This window comes from Rhizobium phaseoli, assembly GCF_010668805.1.
GTDB lineage: Bacteria > Pseudomonadota > Alphaproteobacteria > Rhizobiales > Rhizobiaceae > Rhizobium > Rhizobium phaseoli_A.
The window spans coordinates 63,033-87,067 of record NZ_WUFT01000009.1 but is presented as its reverse complement, the minus strand read 5'-3'; the positions used below and the strand labels follow the sequence as shown (position 1 = coordinate 87,067).

At 62.5% G+C, this 24,035-nt stretch carries 22 protein-coding genes; 12 read left to right on the top strand and 10 right to left on the bottom strand.

All coding sequences use genetic code 11. The annotated features are described in order from the left end of the window. Window positions 1-75: 75 nt before the first annotated feature. Genes GR197_RS15555 through GR197_RS15540 form a run of 4 tightly spaced genes read left to right on the top strand, consistent with a single transcriptional unit; the run spans window position 76 to window position 4,903 of the window. Entirely contained in the window at window positions 76-936 is an 861-nt protein-coding gene (locus GR197_RS15555; RefSeq protein ID WP_007637285.1) for a carbohydrate ABC transporter permease, read from the top strand. Next, complete coding sequence (locus GR197_RS15550) at window positions 933-1,769, top strand: carbohydrate ABC transporter permease (protein WP_164011053.1); 837 nt, start codon at window positions 933-935, stop codon at window positions 1,767-1,769. Before GR197_RS15555 ends, GR197_RS15550 begins: the two co-directional genes overlap by 4 nt. Before the next feature lie 12 nt (window positions 1,770-1,781). Continuing rightward, window positions 1,782-2,864 carry an ABC transporter ATP-binding protein gene (locus GR197_RS15545; RefSeq protein WP_164011051.1) on the top strand — a complete coding sequence of 361 codons (1,083 nt, stop codon included), beginning with the start codon at window positions 1,782-1,784 and terminating at the stop codon, window positions 2,862-2,864. Window positions 2,865-2,899: 35 nt separating this feature from the next. After that, window positions 2,900-4,903 (top strand): aldo/keto reductase, encoded by a 2,004-nt coding sequence (locus tag GR197_RS15540; RefSeq protein ID WP_164011049.1) that lies wholly within the window; start codon window positions 2,900-2,902, stop codon window positions 4,901-4,903. 43 nt (window positions 4,904-4,946) lie between these two features. On the opposite strand, the gene cydX is transcribed toward GR197_RS15540, so the two are convergent. From cydX to GR197_RS15505, 7 genes are all read right to left on the bottom strand, one after another. Further along, window positions 4,947-5,069, bottom strand: a complete 123-nt coding sequence (gene cydX, locus GR197_RS15535; protein WP_063844316.1) for a cytochrome bd-I oxidase subunit CydX — start codon at window positions 5,067-5,069, stop codon at window positions 4,947-4,949. A gap of 13 nt (window positions 5,070-5,082) precedes the next feature. Next, entirely contained in the window at window positions 5,083-6,237 is a 1,155-nt protein-coding gene (gene cydB, locus GR197_RS15530) for a cytochrome d ubiquinol oxidase subunit II (protein WP_164011047.1), read from the bottom strand. Window positions 6,238-6,242: 5 nt separating this feature from the next. Further along, window positions 6,243-7,823 carry a cytochrome ubiquinol oxidase subunit I gene (locus GR197_RS15525; protein WP_164011045.1) on the bottom strand — a complete coding sequence of 527 codons (1,581 nt, stop codon included), beginning with the start codon at window positions 7,821-7,823 and terminating at the stop codon, window positions 6,243-6,245. Between the two features lie 77 nt (window positions 7,824-7,900). Continuing rightward, complete coding sequence (locus tag GR197_RS15520) at window positions 7,901-9,589, bottom strand: amino acid ABC transporter ATP-binding/permease protein (RefSeq protein WP_164011043.1); 1,689 nt, start codon at window positions 9,587-9,589, stop codon at window positions 7,901-7,903. After that, on the bottom strand, window positions 9,586-11,334 hold the full coding sequence (cydD, locus tag GR197_RS15515) for a thiol reductant ABC exporter subunit CydD (RefSeq protein ID WP_164011041.1): 1,749 nt from the start codon (window positions 11,332-11,334) through the stop codon (window positions 9,586-9,588). Before cydD ends, GR197_RS15520 begins: the two co-directional genes overlap by 4 nt. 4 nt (window positions 11,335-11,338) lie before the next feature. After that, entirely contained in the window at window positions 11,339-11,917 is a 579-nt protein-coding gene (locus GR197_RS15510) for a GbsR/MarR family transcriptional regulator (RefSeq protein ID WP_164011038.1), read from the bottom strand. Window positions 11,918-12,179: 262 nt separating this feature from the next. Beyond that, on the bottom strand, window positions 12,180-12,779 hold the full coding sequence (locus GR197_RS15505) for a HupE/UreJ family protein (RefSeq protein WP_164011036.1): 600 nt from the start codon (window positions 12,777-12,779) through the stop codon (window positions 12,180-12,182). 253 nt (window positions 12,780-13,032) lie between these two features. On the opposite strand from GR197_RS15505, the gene GR197_RS15500 reads away from it, so the two are divergent. Then, the gene (locus GR197_RS15500; RefSeq protein WP_164011035.1) at window positions 13,033-14,064 is read left to right on the top strand and encodes a hydroxyacid dehydrogenase; all 1,032 of its coding nucleotides are present in this window, start codon (window positions 13,033-13,035) and stop codon (window positions 14,062-14,064) included. 18 nt (window positions 14,065-14,082) lie between these two features. On the opposite strand, the gene GR197_RS15495 is transcribed toward GR197_RS15500, so the two are convergent. Both GR197_RS15495 and GR197_RS15490 read right to left on the bottom strand, forming a co-directional pair. Then, window positions 14,083-15,102, bottom strand: a complete 1,020-nt coding sequence (locus GR197_RS15495; protein ID WP_164011032.1) for a Tim44 domain-containing protein — start codon at window positions 15,100-15,102, stop codon at window positions 14,083-14,085. A gap of 95 nt (window positions 15,103-15,197) precedes the next feature. Continuing rightward, window positions 15,198-15,656 (bottom strand): YbaK/EbsC family protein, encoded by a 459-nt coding sequence (locus GR197_RS15490; protein ID WP_164011031.1) that lies wholly within the window; start codon window positions 15,654-15,656, stop codon window positions 15,198-15,200. 323 nt (window positions 15,657-15,979) lie between these two features. On the opposite strand from GR197_RS15490, the gene GR197_RS15485 reads away from it, so the two are divergent. From GR197_RS15485 to GR197_RS15455, 7 genes are read left to right on the top strand one after another with little or no spacing between them, the layout of a single operon-like run. Beyond that, entirely contained in the window at window positions 15,980-17,326 is a 1,347-nt protein-coding gene (locus GR197_RS15485) for an extracellular solute-binding protein (RefSeq protein ID WP_164011029.1), read from the top strand. Window positions 17,327-17,384: 58 nt separating this feature from the next. Further along, window positions 17,385-18,686, top strand: a complete 1,302-nt coding sequence (locus GR197_RS15480; protein WP_164011027.1) for a carbohydrate ABC transporter permease — start codon at window positions 17,385-17,387, stop codon at window positions 18,684-18,686. Window positions 18,687-18,688: 2 nt separating this feature from the next. Beyond that, entirely contained in the window at window positions 18,689-19,531 is an 843-nt protein-coding gene (locus tag GR197_RS15475; RefSeq protein ID WP_164011026.1) for a carbohydrate ABC transporter permease, read from the top strand. Next, complete coding sequence (locus GR197_RS15470; RefSeq protein ID WP_164011024.1) at window positions 19,531-20,586, top strand: ABC transporter ATP-binding protein; 1,056 nt, start codon at window positions 19,531-19,533, stop codon at window positions 20,584-20,586. Before GR197_RS15475 ends, GR197_RS15470 begins: the two co-directional genes overlap by 1 nt. Then, the gene (locus GR197_RS15465; protein WP_164011022.1) at window positions 20,586-21,365 is read left to right on the top strand and encodes a glycerophosphodiester phosphodiesterase; all 780 of its coding nucleotides are present in this window, start codon (window positions 20,586-20,588) and stop codon (window positions 21,363-21,365) included. Before GR197_RS15470 ends, GR197_RS15465 begins: the two co-directional genes overlap by 1 nt. Further along, the gene (locus GR197_RS15460; protein WP_164011020.1) at window positions 21,349-22,353 is read left to right on the top strand and encodes a LacI family DNA-binding transcriptional regulator; all 1,005 of its coding nucleotides are present in this window, start codon (window positions 21,349-21,351) and stop codon (window positions 22,351-22,353) included. Before GR197_RS15465 ends, GR197_RS15460 begins: the two co-directional genes overlap by 17 nt. Beyond that, window positions 22,353-23,174 carry an inositol monophosphatase family protein gene (locus GR197_RS15455; RefSeq protein ID WP_164011018.1) on the top strand — a complete coding sequence of 274 codons (822 nt, stop codon included), beginning with the start codon at window positions 22,353-22,355 and terminating at the stop codon, window positions 23,172-23,174. Before GR197_RS15460 ends, GR197_RS15455 begins: the two co-directional genes overlap by 1 nt. Here GR197_RS15455 and GR197_RS15450 read toward each other — a convergent pair. Then, window positions 23,171-24,034, bottom strand: coding sequence for a glycerophosphodiester phosphodiesterase (locus GR197_RS15450; protein ID WP_164011016.1), 864 nt, complete (start codon window positions 24,032-24,034; stop codon window positions 23,171-23,173). The two genes, GR197_RS15455 and GR197_RS15450, sit on opposite strands and share 4 nt — an antisense overlap. Window position 24,035: the final 1 nt, after the last annotated feature.

The following is a 24,035-nucleotide window of genomic DNA, read 5'->3' as shown; positions in this document are numbered from 1 at the left end:
TGCCGGGCGCTTCGGCGCCCGGCATTCTCCCGGCTTGCAAGGCGGCCGGTCATTCGTTCGTGAGGAGGAGGCTCGATGCCATTCAGAACCCGGAGCGCCTATGCGTTCCTTGCACCCTATCTGCTGGTCTTTGCCACCTTCTGGGTCTGGCCGATCATCAATTCGTTCCTGATTTCCTTTCAGAACACCCGCATCAACCCGTGGAAATACAGTTTCCAAGCCAATTGGGGGCGGCTGTTCTACGACCCGGCCTTTTACAACGCCCTTTATAACACGCTGATCATCCTGGTGATCCAGGTGCCTGTCATGATCGGCCTTGCGACCGTCATGGCCGTGATGCTCAATTCGCCGCTCTTGAAAGCGCGCCCACTCTTCCGCTTTGCTTTCTTCGCGCCTGTCGTCGTCGGCGAGGTCGCCTATGCAGCGGTATTCCGGCTGATGTTCAGCCTCGATTTCGGCATCATCAACAAGCTGATCTCCGCCGTCGGCCTCAGCCCGGTGTCCTGGTTCGACAATGCCAATGCCGCCATGGCGCTGATCATCCTCGCCGTCACATGGCGCTGGGCCGGCTACAACGCCATCATCATCCTTGCCGGCCTGCAGTCGATTCCGGACGATGTCTACGAGGCAGCGACGCTCGACCGGGTGAGCAAGGTACAGCAGTTCTTTCATATCACCCTGCCGCTCCTGAAACCGATCATCCTCTTCTGCGTGGTGCTCTCGGTGATCGGCACGATGCAGCTCTTCACCGAGCCCTTCCTGATTACCAATCGCGGTGGTCCGGGCGGCGGCACGGAGACCCTTGGCCTGTTGCTCTACCGCCAGGGCTTTACCTCGCTGAACTTCGGCTATGCCTCGGCAATCGCCTATACGATGGCGGCCCTGGCCGTGGTGATCTCGCTTCTCAATCTCTGGGTCGGGAGGGATCCGAAATGAAATCCAGGTCGCAATCCCTTCTCATGCGCCGGATCGCGTTGCACGCCGCACTGGCGCCGCTTGCGGTGATCTGGCTGTTTCCGCTCTGGATGATGTTCGTCTTCTCCACAATGCCCGACAACGGCATCTTCAGTCCCGACATCGTGCTCTGGCCATCCACCAACTTCATCGAGAATTTCAAGAACCTCCAGGCCGATACCGATTTCGTCGGCGCCATGGTGATTTCCGTCGGCGTCGCGATGATCTATACTTTCCTGTCGGTGATGCTGACCGCGATGGCCGGTTGGGCGCTGGCGCGTTACCGTTTCGTCGGCCGCTCCATCGTCATCGCCATCATCATCGGTACGATCACGCTGCCTTTTTCCGTGGTGGTCATCCCGCAATTCATCATGGTTGCGCGCGAATTCCGGCTCGCCAACACCTGGGTGGCGCTGATCGTGCCGCCACTGTTCAACTCGCTCGGCGTGCTGTTCATGCGGCAATCCTTCTCGATGATGCCGGGTGAGCTTTTCGATGCGGCCCGCGTCGAGGGCGTCAAGGAATGGCAGATCTTCCTGCGCATCGCCTTGCCGCTGGCGCGCCCGACCATGGCGGCCCTGGCGATCATCCTCTTCCTCGCTTCGTGGAACAACTACCTCTGGCCGCTCCTCATCAATTCCAGACCGGGAATGATGACGGCGCCGGTGGCATTGGGAACGCTGATCGGCCTCACCAAGGTCTCCTGGGGCGGCATCATGGCTGGAGCGGTGCTGCTAACGGCGCCGATCCTCGTCATCTTCGTGGCTCTCCAGCGCCACTTCATCGCCGGCATCGCGGCCGGCGCAATCAAGTAAACGGGGAGCTGCATGGCAGAGCTTTCACTCAGCAATATCGTCAAGCGCTTCGGCGGCTTTGAGATCATCCATGGCGCCAATTTGGAGGTCAAGGACGGCGAATTCGTCGTCTTCGTCGGCCCGTCCGGCTGCGGCAAATCCACGCTGCTGCGGATGATCGCCGGTCTCGAGGACATTACTTCGGGCGAGCTTCAGATCGGTGGCAGGGTCGTCAATGACGTCGAGCCCGCCGATCGCGGCATCGCCATGGTCTTTCAGTCCTATGCGCTCTATCCGCATCTGACCGTCGAGGAAAACCTGAGCTTCGGCCTGCGGATGAATGGCAATCCGAAGGCCGATACCGAGCGGCGCGTGAGCCATGTCGCCGAGATCCTGCAGATCACCGAGCTGATGAAGCGGCGGCCGAAGCAGCTTTCCGGCGGTCAGCGCCAGCGCGTTGCCATCGGCCGCGCCATCGTCCGCGAACCGGAGGTCTTCCTGTTCGACGAGCCCTTGTCGAACCTCGATGCCGAACTGCGCGTGCAAATGCGTGTCGAAATATCAAGGCTGCACAAGAAACTCGGCACGACGATGATCTACGTCACCCACGACCAGACGGAGGCGATGACACTCGCCGACCGGATCGTCGTGTTGCGCGCCGGCAATATCGAGCAGATCGGCGCACCGCTCGATCTCTACGACGATCCCGCCAACCAGTTCGTCGCCGGCTTCGTCGGATCGCCGAAGATGAATTTCCTGCAGGCCGTAGTAGTCGAGACGCAGCCGGGCAGGGCGGTGATCGCGCTGGAAAGCGACACCAACATGCGCTTGCCGCTGCCCGTCGCCGATCCGATCGACGCCGGTGCGAAGGTGACGCTTGGCATCCGTCCCGAACATTTCGTCGATGCGGGCATGGGCGATGCCGATCTCACCGTCGCGATCGACGTCGCCGAACATCTCGGCAATACGAGCTACATCTATGCCGCGATCGGGTCCGAGCAGCTGATTATCGAGCGGCCGGAATCGCGCGTCGTCGGCAATCGCGAGACGCTGACGGTCGGGCTTCCCGCCAGCCGCACGTTCCTTTTCGACGGAGCCGGCAAACGGCTTCGCTAAACCCCTCCCAAGGCAGAAAGACGAAAGAGGTTTCCATGACTTCCGATCAACCGATCCGCTGGGGCATCATCGGCCCCGGCACCATCGCTCGCACCTTTGCCGACGGCGTCGCCCATTCGCGCACCGGTAAATTGGTGGCGATCGCTACCCGCAATCCATCCAAGCCGGGACTTGCAGAAAACTTCCCCGGCGCCCGCATCGTCAACGGTTATGAGGCCCTGCTTTCCGACCCCGAGGTTGATGCCGTCTATATCTCTGTGCCCCATACCGGCCATGCCGAATGGGCGATCAAGGCCGCGCGCGCCGGTAAACATATCCTCGTCGAGAAGCCGATCGCACTTTCGGCCTATGATGCCGAAGCCGTTTACTACGAAGCCAGGAAGGCCGGCGTCTTTGCCGGCGAAGCCTTTATGTACCGCGTGCATCCGCAGACGGAGAAGCTGATCGAACTCATCAAGAGCGGCGTCATCGGCACTGTCCGCATCATCCGCTCGAGCTTCGGCTTCAATATGGGCAGCTATAAGCCGGAGCACCGGCTGTTTGCCAACGAGACCGCCGGCGGCGGCATTCTCGATGTCGGTGGCTATCCGGTCTCGATGGCGAGACTGATCGCCGGCGCTGCAGAGGGCAAGGCCTTCCTCGAGCCGGAGAAGGTTTCGGGTGTCGCTCATCTCGGACAAAGCGGCGTCGATGAATGGGCGTCCGCCGTGCTCAAATTCCCAAACGAGATCATTGCAGAAGTCTCCTGCTCGATCATGGCGCAACAGGATAACGTCTTGCGCATCATCGGCTCCGAGGGCCGGATCGAAGTCGCCGACTTCTGGTTCGCCTCCGGCCACAAGGGCGGCGTCGGCAAGATCGAGATCTTCAAGGGCGGAAAGCAGGAAACCGTCGAGGTCAAGGAAGATCGCTGGCTCTATTCCTTCGAGGCGGATGCAGCGGGTGATGCCATCCGGGCCGGCAGAACCGAATTCAGTTCACCCGGCATGAGCTGGGCGGATTCGATCGGAAACCTGCGCGTGCTCGACCAGTGGCGCGCCTCTGTCGGTCTCGAATATGGGGTCGAGAAAGCGTCGAAACGCACGACCAACATTGCCGGCGGCGCGGTAACGCGTGGCAACAGCATTCCGCGGCGCCAGATACCCGGCATTTCCAAGCCGGCCTCGGTCGTGACCCTCGGCTTCGAGTTCTTCCCGAACTTCGCCGCTGCCTCGCTGACGCTCGACGCCTTCTATGAGGCCGGCGGCAATGTCTTCGATACCGCCTATGTCTACGGAGCCGGCAAGACGGAAGCGATCTTCGGCGACTGGCACACGAGCCGCAACGTGCCGCGCGAGGAGATCGTGCTGATCGGCAAAGGCGCGCATTCGCCGCTCTGCTATCCCGATATGATCGCAAAACAGCTCGACCAGTCGCTCTCCCGCCTGAAGACCGACTATGTTGACATCTACTTCATGCATCGCGACAATACCGACGTTCCGGTCGGCGAATTCGTCGATGCCATGGATGCCGAGGTCAAACGCGGCCGCATCCGCGGCATCTTCGGCGGATCGAACTGGACGCGGGCGCGTTTCGACGAGGCGATCGCCTATGCCGAAAAGACCGGCAAGGCGCCGCCGGCGGCGCTTTCCAACAACTTCTCGCTCGCCGAGATGCTTGACCCGATCTGGGCCGGCTGCGTCGCCGCCTCCGATGACGATTGGAAGAAATGGCTGAACGACAAGCAGATCCCGAACTTTGCCTGGTCGAGCCAGGGCCGCGGCTTCTTTACCGATCGCGCGGGCCGCGACAAGCGAGACGATGAAGAGGTCGTGCGGGTCTGGTATTCCGAACGGAATTTCGGTCGCCGCGACCGCGCCATCGAACTGGCCAACACGCTCGGCCGCAATCCGATCCACATTGCGCTTGCCTATGTCATCGCCCAGCCCTTCCCGGTCGTTCCGCTGATCGGGCCGCGCACCGTCGCCGAATTGGAAGACAGTCTTTCGGCGCTCGACATCAAGCTGACGCCCGATCAGGTGAAGTGGCTGGAAGGCTGACAATGAGAGAAGGGCGCGGCTCGAACCCGCGCCCTTTGCTTTTCTACTTCAGCGTCTCGGACGCCTTCTTCCTGGCGGCGTCGTCCATCAGCTCATACCACATGGCGTTGAGGACGGCGAAGGCGGCGGCCAACGGCAGGCCGAGGATCCATGCAAAATACCACATTGTGTCGTCTCCCTCAGTAGGCGTGGCTGTTTTTGTCGGTGATGGACTTCTCGTCGACCTTGCCCCACAGAACCTTATAGACCCAGGCCGTGTAGGCAAAAATGATCGGCAGGAAGATCGCCGACACCACCAGCATGATGAACAGCGTCATATGGCTGGAGGATGCATCCCAGACCGTCAGGCTCGATCGCGGATCGAGCGAGGAGGGCAGGATGAACGGGAACATCGAGAGGCCGACCGTCGAGATGATGCCGAAGATTGCCACCTTGCTGAAAAGCAGCGTCATCACCTCGCGCCTTGCCCGCATGGCAACGAAGGCCAGAGCCGCGCCCGCGAAGCCGAGGACGGGTGCGGCGATCATCCACGAATGGGCGGTGTAATTGGCAAGCCACGCGCCTTTCTCCAGCGCCACCGTTTTCAGCAGCGGATTGGAAGGGCCGATCGGACTGATATCGCTGGTGATGCGATAACCGCCAACGCCGATCCATAGTAAGAGGCCGCCAAGCGCGAAAAGCACGATGGCGGCAAGGGCGGCGATGCTGCCATAGCGTCTGGCACGCTCGGCAACCGGACCACTTGCCTTCAGTATCAGCCAGGCCGCGCCATGCATCGTCAGCATGGCGAGGGAAAGCAGGCCGCAGAGCAGCGCATAGGGGTTGAGCAGGGCAAAGAACGAGCCTTCGTAGAATATCCGCATGTCGTCGGCAAAGCGGAAGGGCACGCCCTGCAGCACATTGCCGACAGCAACGCCAAAGATCAGCGACGGCACGAAGCCACCGATGAAAAGCGCCCAATCCCAGCCGGTCCGCCAATTGGTGCTTTCGCGCTTCGACCGGTACTTGAATCCAACCGGGCGCAGGATGAGCGCGAAGAGGATCGCGAACATCGCCAGATAGAAGCCCGAGAAGGAGACCGCATAAAGCGGCGGCCAGGCGGCGAAGATGGAGCCACCGGCGAGGATCAGCCAGACTTGGTTGCCTTCCCAGGTGGCGCCGACGGTGTTGATCGCCACGCGCCGTTCCGTATCGGTCCTGGCGACAAAAGGCAGAAGCGTGCCGACGCCGAGATCGAAGCCGCCCGTCGTCGCAAAGGCGATCAGCAGCACGCCGAGGAGCAGCCACCAGATGAGACGCAGGGTTTCATAGTCGATGAGTTCGTGAAGGATCATGGCGGTCACTCCGCGGCCGGGACGAGGGTTTCGGAAATCAGCACGGCTTCCGGCTCGTCATCCGGTTCAGGGCCTTGGCGGATCGCCTTGATCATCAGGCTCATCTCGATGACGATCAGCACCGTATAAAGTGCGGCAAAACCGATGATGGTCAGAAGCACGGTGCCGGCGCCGAGGCTGGAGACGGCGGCAGCCGTTGGCAGCACGCCTTCGATTACCCAGGGCTGGCGGCCGAATTCAGCGACGACCCAGCCGAGTTCGATGGCGACAAAGGGCAGGGGGATCGCCAGCACGGCAATCCTGAGAAGCAATGGATATTTGTCGAGACGGCGGCGCGCCGACAGCCAGAAGAAGGTTGATGTCAGCAGGATGAAGAACATACCGAGGCCGACCATGATGCGGAAGGACCAGAAGAGCGTCGGCACGTGCGGGATCGTATCCCGCGCGGCCTGAGCGATCTGCTCCTCGGTCGCCTGGCGCGGATCGTCGACATAGCGCTTCAAAAGAAGCCCGTAACCGAGATCATGGCCGAGATCCTCGAAGGAGCTGCGCACTTCCTGCGCCACCTGATCCTGCGCCGGCGCCGCACGGATCTGCATCAGCGCATCGTAAGCCTTGATGCCATCGCGGATTCGGGTTTCGGCCTGCTGTTCGAGCTTGTCGATGCCGGGAATCTCTGTTGTCAACGACCGTGTGCCGATCAAGCCCATGACCCAGGGGATGTGCACGGCGAAATGCGTCTCGCGCGCTTCCTGATCCGGGAAGCCGAAGGCGGTGAAGGCGGCCGGTGCCGGCTCCGTCGTCCACATGCCTTCGATCGCGGCAAGCTTCATCTTCTGGTTCTCGGTGGCAAGATAACCGCTCTCGTCGCCGAGCACGACGACGGAGAGCGCCGAGGCGAGACCGAAAGAGGCGGCGACCGTCATCGAGCGCTTGGCAAGTTCGATATGCCGGCCCTTCAGCACATACCAGGCCGAGACGCCGAGCACGAAAATCGAGGCGCAGACATAACCTGCCGATACGGTGTGGACGAATTTCGCCTGGGCGACCGGATTGAAGACCACGTCGAAGAAGCTTGTGATCTCCATGCGCATCGTCTGCGGATTGAGCGCCGATCCAATCGGGTTTTGCATCCAGCCATTGGCGATGAGGATCCAGAGAGCGGAGAAGTTCGAGCCGAGCGCCACCGCCCAGGTGGCGACGAGATGGCCGACCTTCGACAGCTTGTCCCAGCCGAAGAAGAACAGGCCGACGAAGGTCGCCTCGAGAAAGAAGGCCATCAGGCCTTCGATCGCCAGCGGCGCACCGAAGATGTCGCCGACATAATAGCTGTAATAGCTCCAGTTCATGCCGAACTGGAATTCCATGACGATGCCGGTGGCGACGCCGATAACGAAATTGATGCCGAACAGCGTGCCCCAGAATTTCGTCATCTGCCGCCAGATCTGGCGGCCGGTCATGACATAGACGGTTTCCATGATCGCCAAGAGCACGGACAGGCCGAGCGTCAGCGGCACGAACAGGAAGTGGTAAAGCGCCGTCAGCGCGAATTGAAAGCGCGAAAGTGCGACGATATCTAGTTCCATTTGTCTTTCTCCCACGGTCCCACGGGGTACGGAGCATTCCTCAGCGCCGGCCGGCGCCTGAGGGCAAGCGATCTCGCTCAGTCCGGCCGAAGCCGGTCGAGCGCCTTTTCGAACGCCGCCTCTCCGCGGCGCAAAACCTCTAGAATGCGGCCGCCTTCGATGACGGCGATGCGGTCTGCAATCGCTGCCTCGCGGCGGATATGCGTTGAAATGACCAACGAGCGGCCTGCCGCCATTGCCGAGAGACGTTGCATGACATCCCGGGCGGTGGCGCCGTCGAGGCCCTCCGTGGGTTCATCGAGCAGCCAGAGCGGGGTGTCGCGCAGGAAGAGCCGGGCAAGCGCCAGCCGGCGCGACTGGCCGCCGGAAAGGCCGAGCCCGCCTTCGCCGAGCGGCGTATCGATCCCCCGCGACATCGCCTCGACATCGGCCAGCAGACCGGCCGCGAGGAGAGCCTCGCGAAGGCGGGCCTCGCTTGCTTCCGGGTTGGCAAGGTTGAGATTGCCGCGCAGGCTGTCCTCGAAGAGTTCCGTCCGCTGCGTCAGCAAGGTCGCCACTACCGGGGCGACGCTTCCCGTCTTTGCCGGCAATTCACCCGAGAGCACGGCAAGCAGGCTCGACTTGCCGGCGCCGCTGCTGCCGACAACGGCAAGGTGCTCGCCCTGCCGGAGCGTCAGTTCGACGCCTTGAAGGGCCGGCACGGAGGAGTTTTCATGGAAGGCGGACACATCCATCAGCGAAAAGGCGTATCCCGGCAATGACGGCGCCAATGGTTCGGAAGCGGCCGTGACGGTAAGCCGTGGCGCGATGCGCCTTGCCGCAAGCAGCGTCCGCCCAAGTTCCAGAGCACCGCGGCGCAACGCCGCAAAGGGCTCGACGGCCGCGAAGGCAACGAGCAAGCCGAGGGCTGCGACCGGCGCGGTGATCACCTTGGTTTCCGCAAGGGCCGCGACAGCAAGCAACGATGCCGTCAACAGCAGGGTGGCGGCCAGGCCGAAGCCGAATGTCAGGCCGGTCTCGATACGGTTTAATCGGTCGTCGGCGCAGGCGGCATAATCATCGGCGGCAGCGATTGCCTCTCTCTGCGCGCCAAGCCGGCCGGCCATCAGGATATCGGTCTGACCGGCAATGAAATCGATCGTCCGCGACCGCAGCGCCTCGATGCCATGGGCACGCCGGCGGGCATGTTTGCGCGCCGCCCGAGCGGCGATCAAAGGCAGGCCGAGGCCGGCACCGGCGAGAAAAAGGCCGAAGCACAGGCCGAACAACAGATGCATCAGCCCCAGCACGAGGCTTGACGCAAGGGTTGCGCCGATTGCCACCGCGGCGGGCACGAGGATGCGGAGATACAGGGAGTCAAGCGCATCGATATCGGCCGTCAGCCGAAAAAGCAGCCTTGCCGGACGGTGCAAAAGGACGCGCGCCGCACCCGGTTCGGCGAAGCCGCGAAACAGCCTTTCGCGAAGAGCGGCGAGCACGCCGAGCGTCGCGTCATGGGTCGCAAGCCTTTCCCCGTAACGTGCTGCGGTCCGGACAATGGCGAGCAGGCGGATGCCGGCCGACGGCGCAAAGACGTCGAAGGTGATCGCCGCGGCCGAAAGACCGGCAAGCGACGTGGCGGTGATGAACCAGCCGGACAGGCCGAGGAGGGCTATGCCGGCTGTCACCGTCACGGCCGAAAGTGCGGCGCCGAGCAGCAGCGCTCGCCGGCGCTCGGCAAAGAACAGGCCCAGGATCGGCTTGAGATCAGCAGCAAATCTGCTCATTCTGCGGCCTCCCTCATCATGATATCGGCGTCGATGCGCATGGTGCGATGCATGCGTGCGGCGAGCTGCGGATCATGGGTGGCAACGATCAAAATGCGGCCGTTGGCGAGCGAAAGCAGGCTCTCGGTGACCTCGGCAGCGGTCGCGGCATCGAGATGCGCGGTCGGCTCGTCGGCAAGGATAATCTTCAGATGCGGATTGCAGGCCGCCCGCGCGATCGCCAGCCGCAGCGCCTCGCCACCGGAAAACCCGATCCCGCCCTCGCCGAGCGGCCGATTGCCATAAGCTGCGGCCACCTTCCCGAGTCTCGCGGCATCCAGTGCGTCGGCCACATCGCCGCGCAGCACGCCGGGTCTGCCGAGCACGATATTCCCCGTTATGGTGCCGGCAAAGATATGCGGCTTCTGGCCGATCCACGCCATGCCGCCGCGCAAGAGGGCGGCAGTCTCATCCGTAAGTTCGAGGCCACCGATGACGATGCGGCCGCCGGTGCAGGACGCCAGTCCCGCCATCAGCGAAAGCAGCGTCGACTTGCCGGAACCGCTGGCCCCGAGAAGCGCCAGATGTTCGCCGGCAGCGATATCGAGGTCGAAATCGCCAAAGATCAACGGTTCGTCGACGCCATAGCGAAAGGCAAGATTTTCAAGGCGAATGGCCGGTGCTTCGGCGACGGCTGGTACCGCTGGTGCGATTTCGGCTGCTCCTCGAACAGACAGGCTGCCTTCTGCAGCCAGAGCATCCAGCGCTTTCAGCGCCGCTTCGCCGGCAGCCCGATCGTGCCAGACGGCCGAGAGTTCACGCAGAGGCTCGAAGAAGACCGGCGCCAGCAGCAGGATGAACAGTCCCTCGGTCAGGTCTAGCCGGCCGGACCAAGTGCCGAAGCGGATTTCGCCGAGCAGGCTGAAGCCGACATAGACGGCAATCATCGCCACACCGAGTGCTGCGAAAAGTTCGAGCACCGCCGAGGAGAGAAAGGCGATCTTCAGCACCGCCATGGTGCGCACGCGCAGCGATTGCGCCTCGCGGCGCAGCCGCAGCGCCGTTGAATCCACCGCATCGAGCCCACGGATCGTCGCCAGTCCACGCAGCCGATCGAGCAGGAAACCGTTGAGGCCACCGGTCGCAACGAGTTGTTTTTCGCTGGCGGCTTGGGCGCGCCAGCCGATCAATGCCATGAAGATCGGGATCAGCGGCGCGGCAAACAGCAACACCAGCGCGGCGATCCAAGAGACCGGAAAGATCACAGCAAGAATGATGAGCGGCACAAGGCTCGCCTTCATGCGCGCCGGCTGGAACCGGGCGAGATAGGGCACGATGAGTTCGGCCTGCTCGCCAAGCACGCTTGCGGCTTTGCCGGAAGGCGGCCTGCCGCGGTCGATCGGCGATGATATCGAGAGGGCCGCAGCTGCGACCCGCCGCCTGCGGCTGAGTTCAGCGCGCGCGACATGAAAAGCCAGGCGGCCGCCAGCCGCGTCGAGACAACTCCTTGCCAATCCGAGCAAGAGAATACCCAAGGCTGGCCAGAGGACGTCCTGCAATGCGCCGCCATCGGCGATGCGCCCGATCGAGACTGCCAGCAGCCCGGCCTGCGGAATCCAGAGCGCGGCCGCCAATGCCTGCAGCATCGCCGCTCTGCGCAGCCCGCTTTTCGCGTCATTCGGGCCGGTGATGGACGGGACGGTATCGCCGTCCGGCACCGGTTCGGTTTCTCCCCTGTCCTTCGCGTCGAAGAAAGCAGTGCCCATGGCGCTAACTCTTGTTCGCAGGATTCGGCCGGCGGCTGCGGCCGAGCGAAACGACCCGGTCCTTGGCCTCCAGAAACTTTGTCACTTTCGCGCCCAGCGAGAGTAGCGTTGCGAGCCTTTCGGTTTCAAGTTGTTTTACGTCTTCATACCAATGGGTCAGTTGCTCGATCAGCGTATGCATTTCGCTCATGCGCTGCTGCGCGTGGCGTTCGGCCTCGCTGGCGGGGCGCTGCATCAGGATTTCGCGCAGAACCGACAGCGTCGGATCGACTTCGCGCTTCTTTCGTTCCTCGGCAAGCGTCCTCAGTATCAGCCAGACATCATCAGGCGTGGTGAAGAAATCGCGGCGATCGTCCGGCTTGTGTTTGAGGATGACGAGGTTCCAGGCCTGCAGTTCCCGCAGGCTCATAGACACGTTGGAGCGCGAAATGCCGAGCGACTCAGCGATCTCCTCGGCGCAGAGCGATCCGGGGGAAACGAAGAGCAAGGCGTAGATCTGGCCGACCGTGCGGTTTATTCCCCAGCGCGATCCCATTTCGCCGAAGTGAAGAACGAAGGACTGGACGAGAGGCGGAAGGTTCATCATTGTTTCCGTTGCGTCTGTGATTTCAGAAATTTCTGAAATTACTATACTCACCGCTACACCTCACCGACAACCGGCAAGGCCGCCCTGCGTCAATTTGGATGTCCGTTCGTTGATCGTGCGTCAGATATAGCCCGACGCAACATGGCTGGATTTGATTTGGGTCAAGTCCGCGGCGCTTTATCGCCGCAATGCAAAAACGCCCGGCAATGCGCTACGCATGCCGGGCGTCACGATTTTCGGTTTGAGAATGCTGTTGGACTTAAAGCACGCCGGCAAGGATGCCGACACCGGCAACAGCGGCAAGACCGCCAGCAGTCCGGGCGACGAAGGGCGCCCGCCGCTCGCCAACACGGGCGATCAAAAAGCCGAGACCGAGGCCGGCGGCATGCAGAACCGCAGTCGCGATCATGAAACCGGCGGCATAGGCGGCTCCGGCGGCGTCGTCCGGCATCTCCGCGCCGTGGGCATGCCCGTGGAAGATTGCGAAGAGGCCGACGACACCCATCGCAACGGCGGTCGGCGCCTTGACGTTGTGCGCAACGATCGCGCCAAGTACGATGACGGACAGCGCAATGCCAGTTTCAACGAAGGGAACATTGACGCCGGCCACGCCGAGAGCACCGCCAAGCGCCATCACCAGAACGAAGGTCGTCGGCACCAGCCAGGTGGCACGGCCACCAAGCTGAAATGCGAAGAGGCCGACCATCACCATGGCGAGGATATGATCAAGGCCAGACATGGGATGGGCAAAGCCATGGCCGAAGCCTGCGGCTTCACCGATGGCAGGATGGGCGGAGGCAACGGCCGGAAGCGCTGCGGCAACCAAGGCAAGCAGGCCGCTCTTGAGTGCTGATTTCATTGCTCTTCCCCTCGTGAATTTTCGAGTAATTCCGCGGCGGCCACCGAGCGCCACTTGCATCAGGCTAATTCAACGAACTCGCGCCGTCAACGAAAATGCCATGAAATAGCAAGGCAATTCAATTGCTTATCTGATAGGCAAATGCCGTTTTCGCGAGCTTTTCCCATTGCCCGAAGATCCACCTGGAAACGGCCCGGCACAGCGGCTATCAATCGAGCCGAGGCGGCGCATCGCCGCGATGGAGGAGATGCCCATGACGAACACCGAACGGCCGCTGGCGATCAGCGCGCCCGAGCCGCGCTCGCTCGATCTGATTTTCAGCAACAAGGCGCGCGCCGAACTGCACGCAAAATACGAGATCGTCGAGGCCGATCCCGACAATATCGCCGGGCTCGGCGACGAGATCCTTGCCAGGACCCGTTACATTATCGGCCAACCGCCGCTCTCAGTGGAAACGCTGGGCAGAATGCCGGCCTTGCGCTCGATCCTCAACGTCGAAAGCAATCTCTTGAACAACATGCCCTATGAGCTGCTTTTTGAGCGCGGCATTCATGTCGTGACGACAGGCCAGGTGTTTGCCGAGCCGGTCGCCGAAATCGGTCTCGGCTTCGCGCTGGCCTTGGCGCGCGGCATCGTCGATGCGGATGTCGCGTTCCGCCAGGGCACCGAACTCTGGGGCGGGGAGGGCAATGCGAGTGCACGGCTGATCGCCGGATCCGAGATCGGCATTGTCGGCTTTGGCGATCTCGGCAAGGCGCTGCGCCGGCTGCTGTCCGGCTTCAGGGCGCGCATCAGGGTGTTCGATCCCTGGCTGCCCCGCTCGATCCTCGAGGAAAACGGCGTTGAGCCGGCAAGCCTGGAAGATGTGCTGACAAAGAGCGATTTCATCTTCGTCGTCGCTGCCGTCACCAGCGAAAACAAGGCTTTTCTCGGCGCGGAGGCCTTCGCCGGCATGCGCAGGGGTGCTGCCTTCATCCTGCTCAGCCGCGCCGATGTCGTCGATTTCGACGCGCTGATGGCGGCCGTCTCGGCAGGCCATATCGTCGCGGCAAGCGACGTCTATCCCGAGGAGCCGCTGGCGCCCGACCACCCGGTGCGGAGCCTGAAAGGCTTCATCCGCTCGGCGCACCGGGCCGGAGCGCTCGACAGCGCCTTCAAGAAGATGGGCGACATGGTGCTCGAAGATATGGACCTGATGGACCGCGGCCTGCCGCCAATGCGCTGCAAGCGGGCAGAACGCGAAACGGTTTCGCGCATGCGTTCTAAACCGGTGGCGGTCAATTAAGCCAGCAGAGGCGCCGCCTCAGGCGGCGCGCTGCTCGCTTCCCTGGATCGCCGCGAGCTTCCAGTCGGCGCCGGGCTTGCGCACGAAGGTCCACACTTCGGTGCTTTCGCTCGGGCGGCGGTCGTCGCCGGAAACGACACGGCCGCTGTCGCGTTCGACCATGGCATCGACCGAGGAGTAACGCATGGCGAGTGTCGCATAGTCCCCGCCATCTTCGCGCCAGGCCTCGGCGATATCACCCTGCAGCAGCTTGACGTCAGAGACGCGGTTACGCACGCCGTTGGTGGCGTTTTCGCCGAGTTCCTCTGCAAGATAAGACATCGCCTCAGGCGTCGTCAGCTTGCGCAACGTGGCGTAGTCTTCGGCACCGTAAGCGGTCTGAACGTCGGTCAGCAACTCCTCGAACTGATCGAGATCGGCTTGCGCCAGCCCGATCTCGTCGCTCGGGCGATTGCCGCGCGAGGGCGAAGCTGAGCCGGCACCCGAACCGATCGCCGGGATCTGGAAAGACGAATTGTTTGCGGACGACATCCCATACGACTGCTGGCCATAAGACTGAGCGTTGGATCGATTCTGGCCGCCGACGCCATAGGAGGGCTGGCGGCGATTGGCGAAATAACGCATGGCGAGCATGATGGCGCCGCCGATCAAGGCGACCTGCAGCAGCATGCCGAGGAAGCCGAAGCCGCCGCCAAAACCGTGACCGAGCAGCATGCCGAGGAGGCCGCCGGCAATCAGGCCGCCGATCATCGAACGGCCAAAGCCGCCGAAAAGACCGGGGCGCTGGGCGCCGAAGGGCTGCTGCGCGCTAGCAGGTGCAGTCGTTTGCGGGCGCGGCGTCATCGATCGTTCGATCGGTGCGGCGGGAGCGGGCGCAGTTTGGGTGACAGGCGGAGCCTGGAAGGTCCGCGTACCGCGGCTCCCGAAACCGCCGCCGGCGCGGCGCGCCTCGGCATCGCCGAGGGAAGCAAAAATCGTGGCGCTCGTCAGTACGGCAATCGCCGCAATCTTGGCAAAACGCGAAACGGCACCCGGCATTCCTGATCTCCTGTCATGCGCAATGACGGCATGTCGAGACCTCATATAGGTACTCTTTTCCCAGTGTGAAGTTCTTCGGCCACCATTACTGCCGCTTACTGGCAGACATCGACCCATCTGGCGCCGGTAAGCTCCGCCAGCCGTCCGGTGTCGATGCGCACGGCCGAATTCGTCGAGCCGGCCGCCGGCACGACTTCGTCGAAGCGCTTCAGGGAGATATCGCAATAGATCGGCAACGGCGAGGGCAGGCCGAAAGGGCAGACGCCGCCGACTGGATGGCTGGTGACCATGACGACCCCTTCAGCGTCGAGCATGCGCCCCTTTCCTCCGAAAGTCTCCTTGAATTTACGATTGTCGAGCCGCGCCGTGCCGGCGGCAACGACCAGCATCATCTGCCCGCCGACACGCAGGCAGATCGTCTTGGCGATCTGGGCGGGCTCAACGCCATGGGCTTCAGCGGCAAGCGCCACCGTCGAGGAACTCTCGGCGGTTTCGATGATGTCGATATCGGGTGCATGCGCACGCAGGAAGGCGCGGACGGATTCAAGGCTCATGAGGTTATGCTAGCGCATCGGCCCGAAAATCGGAACTGGTTTCGAAAAGCGCAATGCGCGGATTGAAGGTGTCGCTGCCTCCTTTGCCCGCCTCAAAAGACGCGCGGCGCTGCGGAAAAGACGCCCGTCGAAAACCGCCGCTTGCAAGTCGCCCGGACATCGTCATAATAATTTTGCACACGTGCTCAATTTTGTCATTCGGCCGTTACATCGAACCCTTAGAGCGGACATCGTCACGTTTTCGTGGGGTTTCGGAGCGGCCATCATCAGCAGTGCTGACCCGCCAAGAGGCTTCACACTGCTCTTCCAGGGAGACGAAGAAAATGACCATCTTGCCGACACTGAAATCCCTTGCCATCGCGGCCGCCATCCTGGCCTCGAGCTCTGCCATTGCGCTCGCCAAGGACGTTCACATCAGCGTCTGGGCCGGCGGCACCGGCCCGAACGACGTCTATCGCCTGGACGCCATCGAGATCGCAGCCCAGCAGTTGCAGCGCGAGGCTGCCCTCAAGGGCGAAGACCTGAAGATCACCGTCGAGAAGAAGCCCTATGCAGCCTGGGAGGATTTCAAACAGGCGCTGACCCTTGCTGCGGAAGCCAAGACTGCCCCGAACATCGTCGTCAGCGGCCATGAAGACATCGCACCCTGGTCGCAGGCAGGCCTCATCGTTCCGATCGAGGATTACGTCGATCTGGATTCCTGGCCGCTCAGCGACATCTATGAAAACCTGTTGAAGATCGCCTCTTACAACGGCGCCGTCTACGGCATTCCGCAGGATGCCGAGTCCCGCCCGATGTTCTTCTGGAAGCCTTACATGAAGGCGATCGGCTATAGCGATGCCGATCTGGATGCGCTGCCGCAGAGTGTCCAGGACGGCAAATACACCATGAAAAACCTGCTCGAAGACGCCAAGAAGATGCAGGACAAGGGCCTCGTCCAGCCCGGCTATGGTTTCTATCCGCGCACCAGCAATGGACCTGACTACTGGCAGTTCTACACAAGCTTCGGCGGCACGATGGAAGAAGGCGGCAAGCTTGTTTTCGACAAGGCCGCGATGACCCGCACCTATCAGTTCTTCGCCGACGCAGTTAAATCAGGCGTCACCAAGAAGAACCATATCGGCATGCCTGGTGATCAGTGGTGGAAGGAAGTCGCTACCGGCAAGGCCGGCATCTGGGACGGCGGCACCTGGCACTATGCCCGCCTCGTCAACCAGGAAGGCCTCAAGGACTTCTTCGGCAACGTGATCTTCACGCTGATCCCCGCCGGCGAAGGCGGCAAGGCCAACACGCTGACCCATCCGCTCGTCTACCTCTTGACCGCAGGTCACGACAAGGAAGACACGGAGATCGCCGCCCAACTGATCAAGATCGCCTCCGAGCCGCGCACCAATGCGCTGCATGCGGTCAAATCGGCCCATCTCGGCATCTCCAAGTCGGAATCCACCGTCGACTTTTACTCGGCCGACCGCTGGACCCGCGAAGCCACCGAGCGCCTGCTCCCGTATGCCAATGCGATGCCGAACAATTCCGATTTCGGCAAATATTGGAACATCATGTGGAAGAACCTCGAAGCGTCCTGGACCGGGGCCAAGACCGTCGACGCCGCCGTCGGCGATGCCGAGAGCGAGCTGAAAAGCACGCTCGGCGACAAGATCGTCATCCGCTGAAGCATTCCACCGGGCGGCAGCACCCCGCCGCCCGGTCGGTTTCGCGAGGAGGCCTTCCATGAAATCGTCCAGAACGCTTGGACTGGTGATGATCGCGCCTGCGGCGGTCATGATCATCCTGTTCTTCCTGATGCCGGTGGTTCTGACGGCAGTCTTCGCGATGACCAATATGACGACGGCGACCGGCATTTCCGGCGGCGTCTATCAGATCGCGCCCAACTCCCTGATCGCTCTGAAATCGGCGATGCCGGAGATCGCCACTGAGATGGCCGAACCGCGCTACACGATCGACGAGGCAGGCCTCACGGCCGTCGAGGGCCTTAGGCTTGCGCCGGGGATTGCCGCGGAATTGCGCGCTAAACACATAGGCGAGGTCTTCCCGGCACGCCGCGATGTCGAGCGCATGATCAAGGATCTCGCCGAGCGACCTTCGACACGTGAGGTCAAGCAGATCTCCGAACAGTTCAACCGCTCCGTCCTCAACACCCGCTTCGCCAGCAAGGAGCAGCTGTTTTCAGCGCTGGACGGTCTGGGTTTCAAGCTGACGCCGGAGCAGAAGGAAATTGTCGCCAAGACCACCTATACCGGCTGGACCTGGACGACCGAGAATTTCTCACGCATGGCCAGTTCGCCCGACATGGCGCGTGTGCTTTTCAATACCGTGCTCTATGTCGCGCTGGTGCTGACGCTCTTCAATGTCGGTTATGCCCTGCTGCTTGCCATCTGGACACATTATATGCCGCCGACGCCTGCCTCGATCTTTCGCGGCATCTGGCTCCTGCCGCGCATCACGCCCGTCGTCATCTACGTCCTGCTATGGAAGTGGCTCGCATGGGACAGCGGCTTCATCTCTATTCTGATGGGCAAGTTCGGCTACCTCCCGAAGAACTACCTGCTCGATACCGCCTATAATGCCTGGTTCTTCGTCGTGCTGATCAACGGCTTCATCGGCGCTTCGATGGGCATGCTGGTGTTTTCCTCGGCAATGAAAGCCATTCCGAAGAGCCAGTTCCACGCGAGCGAGGTCGACGGCGCCTCGCGCTGGCAGCAGATCCGCTACATCATCCTGCCGCAAATGCGCTGGCCGATCCTCTTCGTCACCTGCTACCAGACGCTGTCGCTGCTCGCCTCCTTCAATGAAATCCTGCTTGCCACCAATGGCGGGCCGGGCAACGCCACCGAGGTCTGGGCGCTCGCCGCCTATCACACCGCGCTCCGGAATTATGCCGGCAATCTCGAATACGGGCTGGGCGCCGCCATGGCGCTGGTGCTCGTCGTCATCGGCGTGACGCTGTCGCTCCTCTATCTGCGCGTCTTCAACTACGGCACGCTTGTCGCCAAGCCCCTGATCGAGGATTGACCATGGCCGAACGCTCGCAGCCCTCGGCAAACTACCGCAGCTGGCCTGTCATAACGGCGCTGACCATCGTCAGCCTGCCGCTGCTCCTGATGTATGTCTATCTCTTTCTCGACACTGTGACGGTGAGGCAGCCGGATGCCTTGCTGCCCTCCGGCTTGACGCTTAATCACTGGCGCTTCCTGTGGCAGACGACGGCAGGCAAGGCGAATATCTGGCAGGTGACGCTGAATACGCTGCTGTTTTCGGCCTGCACCACCAGCCTGGTGCTGATCGTCTCGTCGATGGCCGGTTACGTGCTGTCGCGGCTCAACGTGCCGGCGCGCGGCTTTTTCCTTGCCGGCGTCATGGTGCTGCACGCCTTCCCGTCGGTGACACTGATCATCGCCATCTTCATCGTGCTGCAGATGATCGGCCTCTACAACTCGCTGATCGGCGTCATTCTGGTGAAGGCGGCAATCGACCTGCCGCTCGGCATCTGGCTGATGAAGGGCTTTTACGACACCGTGCCGTGGGAAATCGAAATGGCCGGTGTCGTCGACGGCGCCTCGCGTTTCCGCGTCTGGCGCAGCCTCGTGCTGCCGCAGGTCAAACCCGGCATCATGGCGCTCGGCCTGTTCTCCTTCCTCGCCGGCTGGGGCGAATTCATCCTGCCGCAGGTGCTGGCGCCGGGCAATCAGGTGCAGGTGCTGTCGGTCTATCTCGCGGGCTTCCTCGCCGACGATAACAATTACGATTTCAATATGTTCAAGGCGGTCGGCCTCTTCTATCTCATTCCGGTGCTGATCGCTTACGCACTCTTCAACAAATATCTCATGAACATCTACGGCGGCGGGAGCAAAGGCTGATGCGCATCCTCCTCGACAATTTTTCGAAGAGCTTCGGCTCCACCAAAGTCATCGAGAACATGCAGCTCGAAGTCGGCGATGGCGAGATGCTGGCGCTGCTCGGTCCTTCCGGCTGCGGCAAATCGACGACACTTTTTTCGGTCTGCGGCATTCACCGGCCGACCAGCGGACGCATCCTCTTCGGCGACCGGGACGTTACGGACCTGCCGAGCCAGGCCCGCAATGTCGGCGTCGTCTTCCAGTCCTATGCGCTCTATCCGCACATGACGGTTGCCGAGAACATCGGTTTCCCCCTGAAGGTGAAGGGCGTCAACGCCGCCGAAATCCGCAAGGAGGTCGAGCGCATTTGCGGGCTCGTACATATCAGCAATCTCATGGAACGCCGTCCGGCGCAGCTTTCTGGCGGCCAGCAGCAGCGCGTTGCGCTGGCGCGAGCGCTGATCCGTAAGCCCGACGTGTTGCTGCTCGACGAGCCGCTCGCCAATCTCGACGCCAAGCTGCGTCTCGAAATGCGCTCGGAGATCCGCCGCCTGCAGCGCCAAACCGGCATTACCGCCATTCTCGTTACCCATGACCAGGTGGAAGCGATGAGCATGTGCGACCGCATCGCCATCATGAAGGAAGGCGAGATCGTCCAGATCGCCACGCCGGCCGAGATGTACAATGATCCGAAAACCGCCTTCGTCGCCGGCTTCCTCGGCAATCCGCCGATCACCTTCCTGCGCGGCATCGTCGACAAGGGTGCCTTCGCAATCCCGGAAAGCGAGATCCGGGTGCCCTTGCCAGGCTCCGTCGGTGCCGCCGAGGGCACGAAGCTGATGCTCGGCGTCCGGCCGGAGCATTTTACGCCTGCGGGTGACGTCCCCGTCTCCGGCAAGGTCACCTTCGCCGAAACGCAAGGCCGCGAGAACCTCTACGACGTGGCGCTTGCCGGCGGGCCGCTGCTGCGCTCGATCCAGCCGGTGCGCAATGATGTTCACGTCGGCGACGATGTCCGCTGGGCGATCGACAGCCGCGGCGTCTTCGTCTTCGACGAACATGGCAGGAGGCTCTGATGACCCGTGATTTCCAGGCATTTTTCACCCGCTACGGCTGGCCGACGGGAAAGGGCCGGCTTCCCTTCTGCATCGGCCATCGCGGCGCCAGCGGCCACGAGCGCGAGAACACGATCGCTGCCTTCCGCCGCGCCGCCGAACTCGGCGCTGAAATGTGGGAGCTCGACACGCAGCTGACCCGCGACGGCGTGGTCGTCGTCTCCCATGACGACCATCTCGAGCGTGTTTTCGGCATCGACCGCCGCATTTCAGAAATGACGGCGTCCGAACTCGCCGCCCTCGACGGCGTCGATGTCCCAAGTTTTACGGAGGTCGCGGCCCTCGGCCGCGAGACCGGCACCGGCCTCTATATCGAGCTTAAGGCGCCTGGAACCGGCCTGCTCTGCTGGCGGCATCTTGCCGAGATGAACCAGCGTTTTGCCTGCCTCGGCTCCTTCGATACGGCGCAGGTGTACGAACTCCGCGACGCGGGCTGCGACTTCCCGCTTTCGGTACTGATCCGCGTCGGCCACGATCCACATGCGCTCGGCGACGAGGCCGGCGCCGATATCCTGCATCTCTGCTGGGAGAGGGCAGGTGAGCGGCCACAGGCACTGGTGACCGAAGCGCTGATGCATCGCGCTTTCGAGGCGGGCCGCGAGATTGTGCTCTGGCACGAGGAGCGGCGGACCATTCTCAATGACATCATGAAGCTTCCGGTTCTCGGCATCTGCACGGATCTGCCCGATCTGATGCGGCCGCCGGCGGAGAGGGAAAAAGCAGTTGGCAGACAGGGATAAGGGACCGCGCAAGGTAACCTCCTTCGACGTGGCGCGTGTGGCCGGTGTCTCACGCGCCGCCGTGTCGCGCGCCTTCACGCCCGATGCCAGCGTCTCGCCGAAGACGCGCGAGAAGGTGTTTGAGGCCGCCAAGAAACTCGGCTACCGGGTGAACTATCTTGCCCGAAGCCTCACCAACAAACGCTCCGATCTCGTCGGCCTCGTCGCCGCCGGCCTCGACAATCCGTTCCGCACGCTGCAGATCGAGAACCTGGCAAGGGTGCTGATCGCCCGCAATTTCCGGCCCATCCTGCTGCCGACCTCGCAGGAGGCAGATACGTCGACGGTCATTGGCCAGTTGCTGCACTACGCCGTCTCGGGCGTCATCGTCACCTCGGATGCGCCGCCGACCGAAATCTGCGAGCAATGTGCGGCCGAGGGCGTGCCGATCGTGCTGATCAACAAGGGCAATGACATCCCGTTCGTCGACCGCATCATCTCCGACGATCGTATGGCCGGCCATCTCGCCGCCAACCATCTGATCGGCAACGGCGTGCAAAGGCCCGCCGTCATGTCGGCTCCTGCTATCTCCTACACGGCGCGGCGGCGCAGCGAAGCGTTCCTTGCGCGCTGCAAGCAACTCGGGGCCGAGACGCAGTTCCTGCAGCTCAGGGTCAACGACTACAAGAGCGGCTATGATGCCGCAGCCGACCTTGCCGCATCCGGTATCGATGGGTTGTTCTGCGCCAATGACTACATGGCCTGCGGCGTAGTCGACCGTGTCATGCAGGGCCGCGGCCGCGATGATGCACCGCCGCTCTCCATCATCGGTCACGACGACATTCCACAGGCAAGCTGGGCCGCCTACGACCTCACGACCATCCGCCAGCCCTGCGACATTCAGGCCGAACAGACGATCGACCTGCTGATCAGCCGGATGGCCGAGCCGGATTTGACGGCGCGTGTCGAATTCACGCCGGTGACACTGATAAAAAGAAGGACTGCCTGATGGATTCCGCATTCGACGCCGCTGCCATCCACGCTCGTGCAGAGGTCGCGATGTCAGTCGCCCTCGAGGTCGGACGGGAAGCGGCCCGGTTTCGGCGCGACTCGAACCCCGGCGCGCTGGCCGTCGAGAACAAGGGATTGCAGGACTTCGTCACTATCGCCGACCGGAAGGCCGAACAGGCGATCCGTGACGGGCTGCTCTTACGCTTTCCGGGCGATATGTTCATGGGCGAAGAAAGTGGCGGGCGATCGGGCGAGGGCGGCACCTGGGTCGTCGATCCGATCGACGGCACGACCAACTATATCAGGGGCTTCCGGCATTGGGCTGTCTCGATCGCCTTCGTCGCCGGCGGCAGGGTCGAGATCGGCGTGGTCTACGATGCCACCGAGGACAAGGTCTTTCACGCGATCCGCGGCGGCGGCGCCTTCAAGGACGGGCTGCCGATCCATGCGGCCGCAACCACCGATCCGGTCAATGCGCTCGTCATTCTCGGCCATTCCCGCAAGACCAGTTTCGACGACCATCTGGCGCTCTCCAAGCGGCTCCACGAACGCGGCATGGACTATCGCCGCACAGGCGCGGCGGCGATCGATCTCGTTCGCGTCGCCGAGGGTGCTGCCGATCTCTATTACGAACGCCACCTCAATGCCTGGGACATGCTCGCCGGCTCGCTGATCGCCGAAGAGGCGGGCGCCACGGTGGCAATGCCGGATGTCGACAGGCTGCTTGCCGATGGCGGACCGGTCATCGCCCACGCGCCGGGGCTTGCCGGCGAATTCGCCTTTATCCTCGCCATCGAGGGGCTCACACTCAACGGTTAACCCGCCATGCGTTGGCGCCAGGAGCGTTCGGTTGCCGGCGCCTCGTCTGTGGTGATCTGATGCGGCTTCAGGGCCATCAATGCCTGGAAGTTTTTCCATTCCTCTTCGCTGAAACCGGCCTCCGGATCCTTCAGGGTAAAGGTCCAGGCGTCGACCCGTTTGCCTTCGTCCTGGCAGAGCCCGATCATATCGAAACCTTCCCTGGCCGCGTCAAGGATCAGCCGCCAGTGGAGATAGATCGTGTCCGGTTCGGTCGGGCCGCGCAGGTCGGCGCGCAATTCCATCTCGACGGCCTTCCAGCCGCTGGCCTGCCAGATATTGTATAGCTTGTCGGTCGGATCGATGCCGCGCAAGAGATGCGGAAGCTTCTCCTTGACCGCGACGATGAGGTCCAGGCTGCCGGCACTGACGATCACAGAAGCGGCGATATCCTGGAAATGCGCGGCAAGATGCGTAATGCCGCCGGCGCCGACCGCCTCGTAGTCGTCCTTCATGTCGAATTGCAGCAATGCGGCCGGGTGGGCCGATTGCAACATGGCAGCGAGGTCCTCGCTGAGGATCAGCGGTCGGTCGCCCTCCCGCATCCTGATATCGCTGAGGTCGCTGCGGCGCTTTTCGGTGATCGGTCCATGACCGGTCGTTTCCCCTTCGAAGTCCTCGTCGTGCAGAACGACGAAACCGCCGTCGGCGCGCACGCGCAGATCGAGTTCCATCGAGGCGCCCGCTGCAAATCCCTCTGCCATCACTTCGGCTGAGAACAGCGGATCGGCAAAGCGTTTACGCAGCCGGTGCCATTTCAGGCGGGTGCGATGTCCCTCATGGGAAATCTCCAGGCCCTGCGCATCCAGCAATCTCGTCATC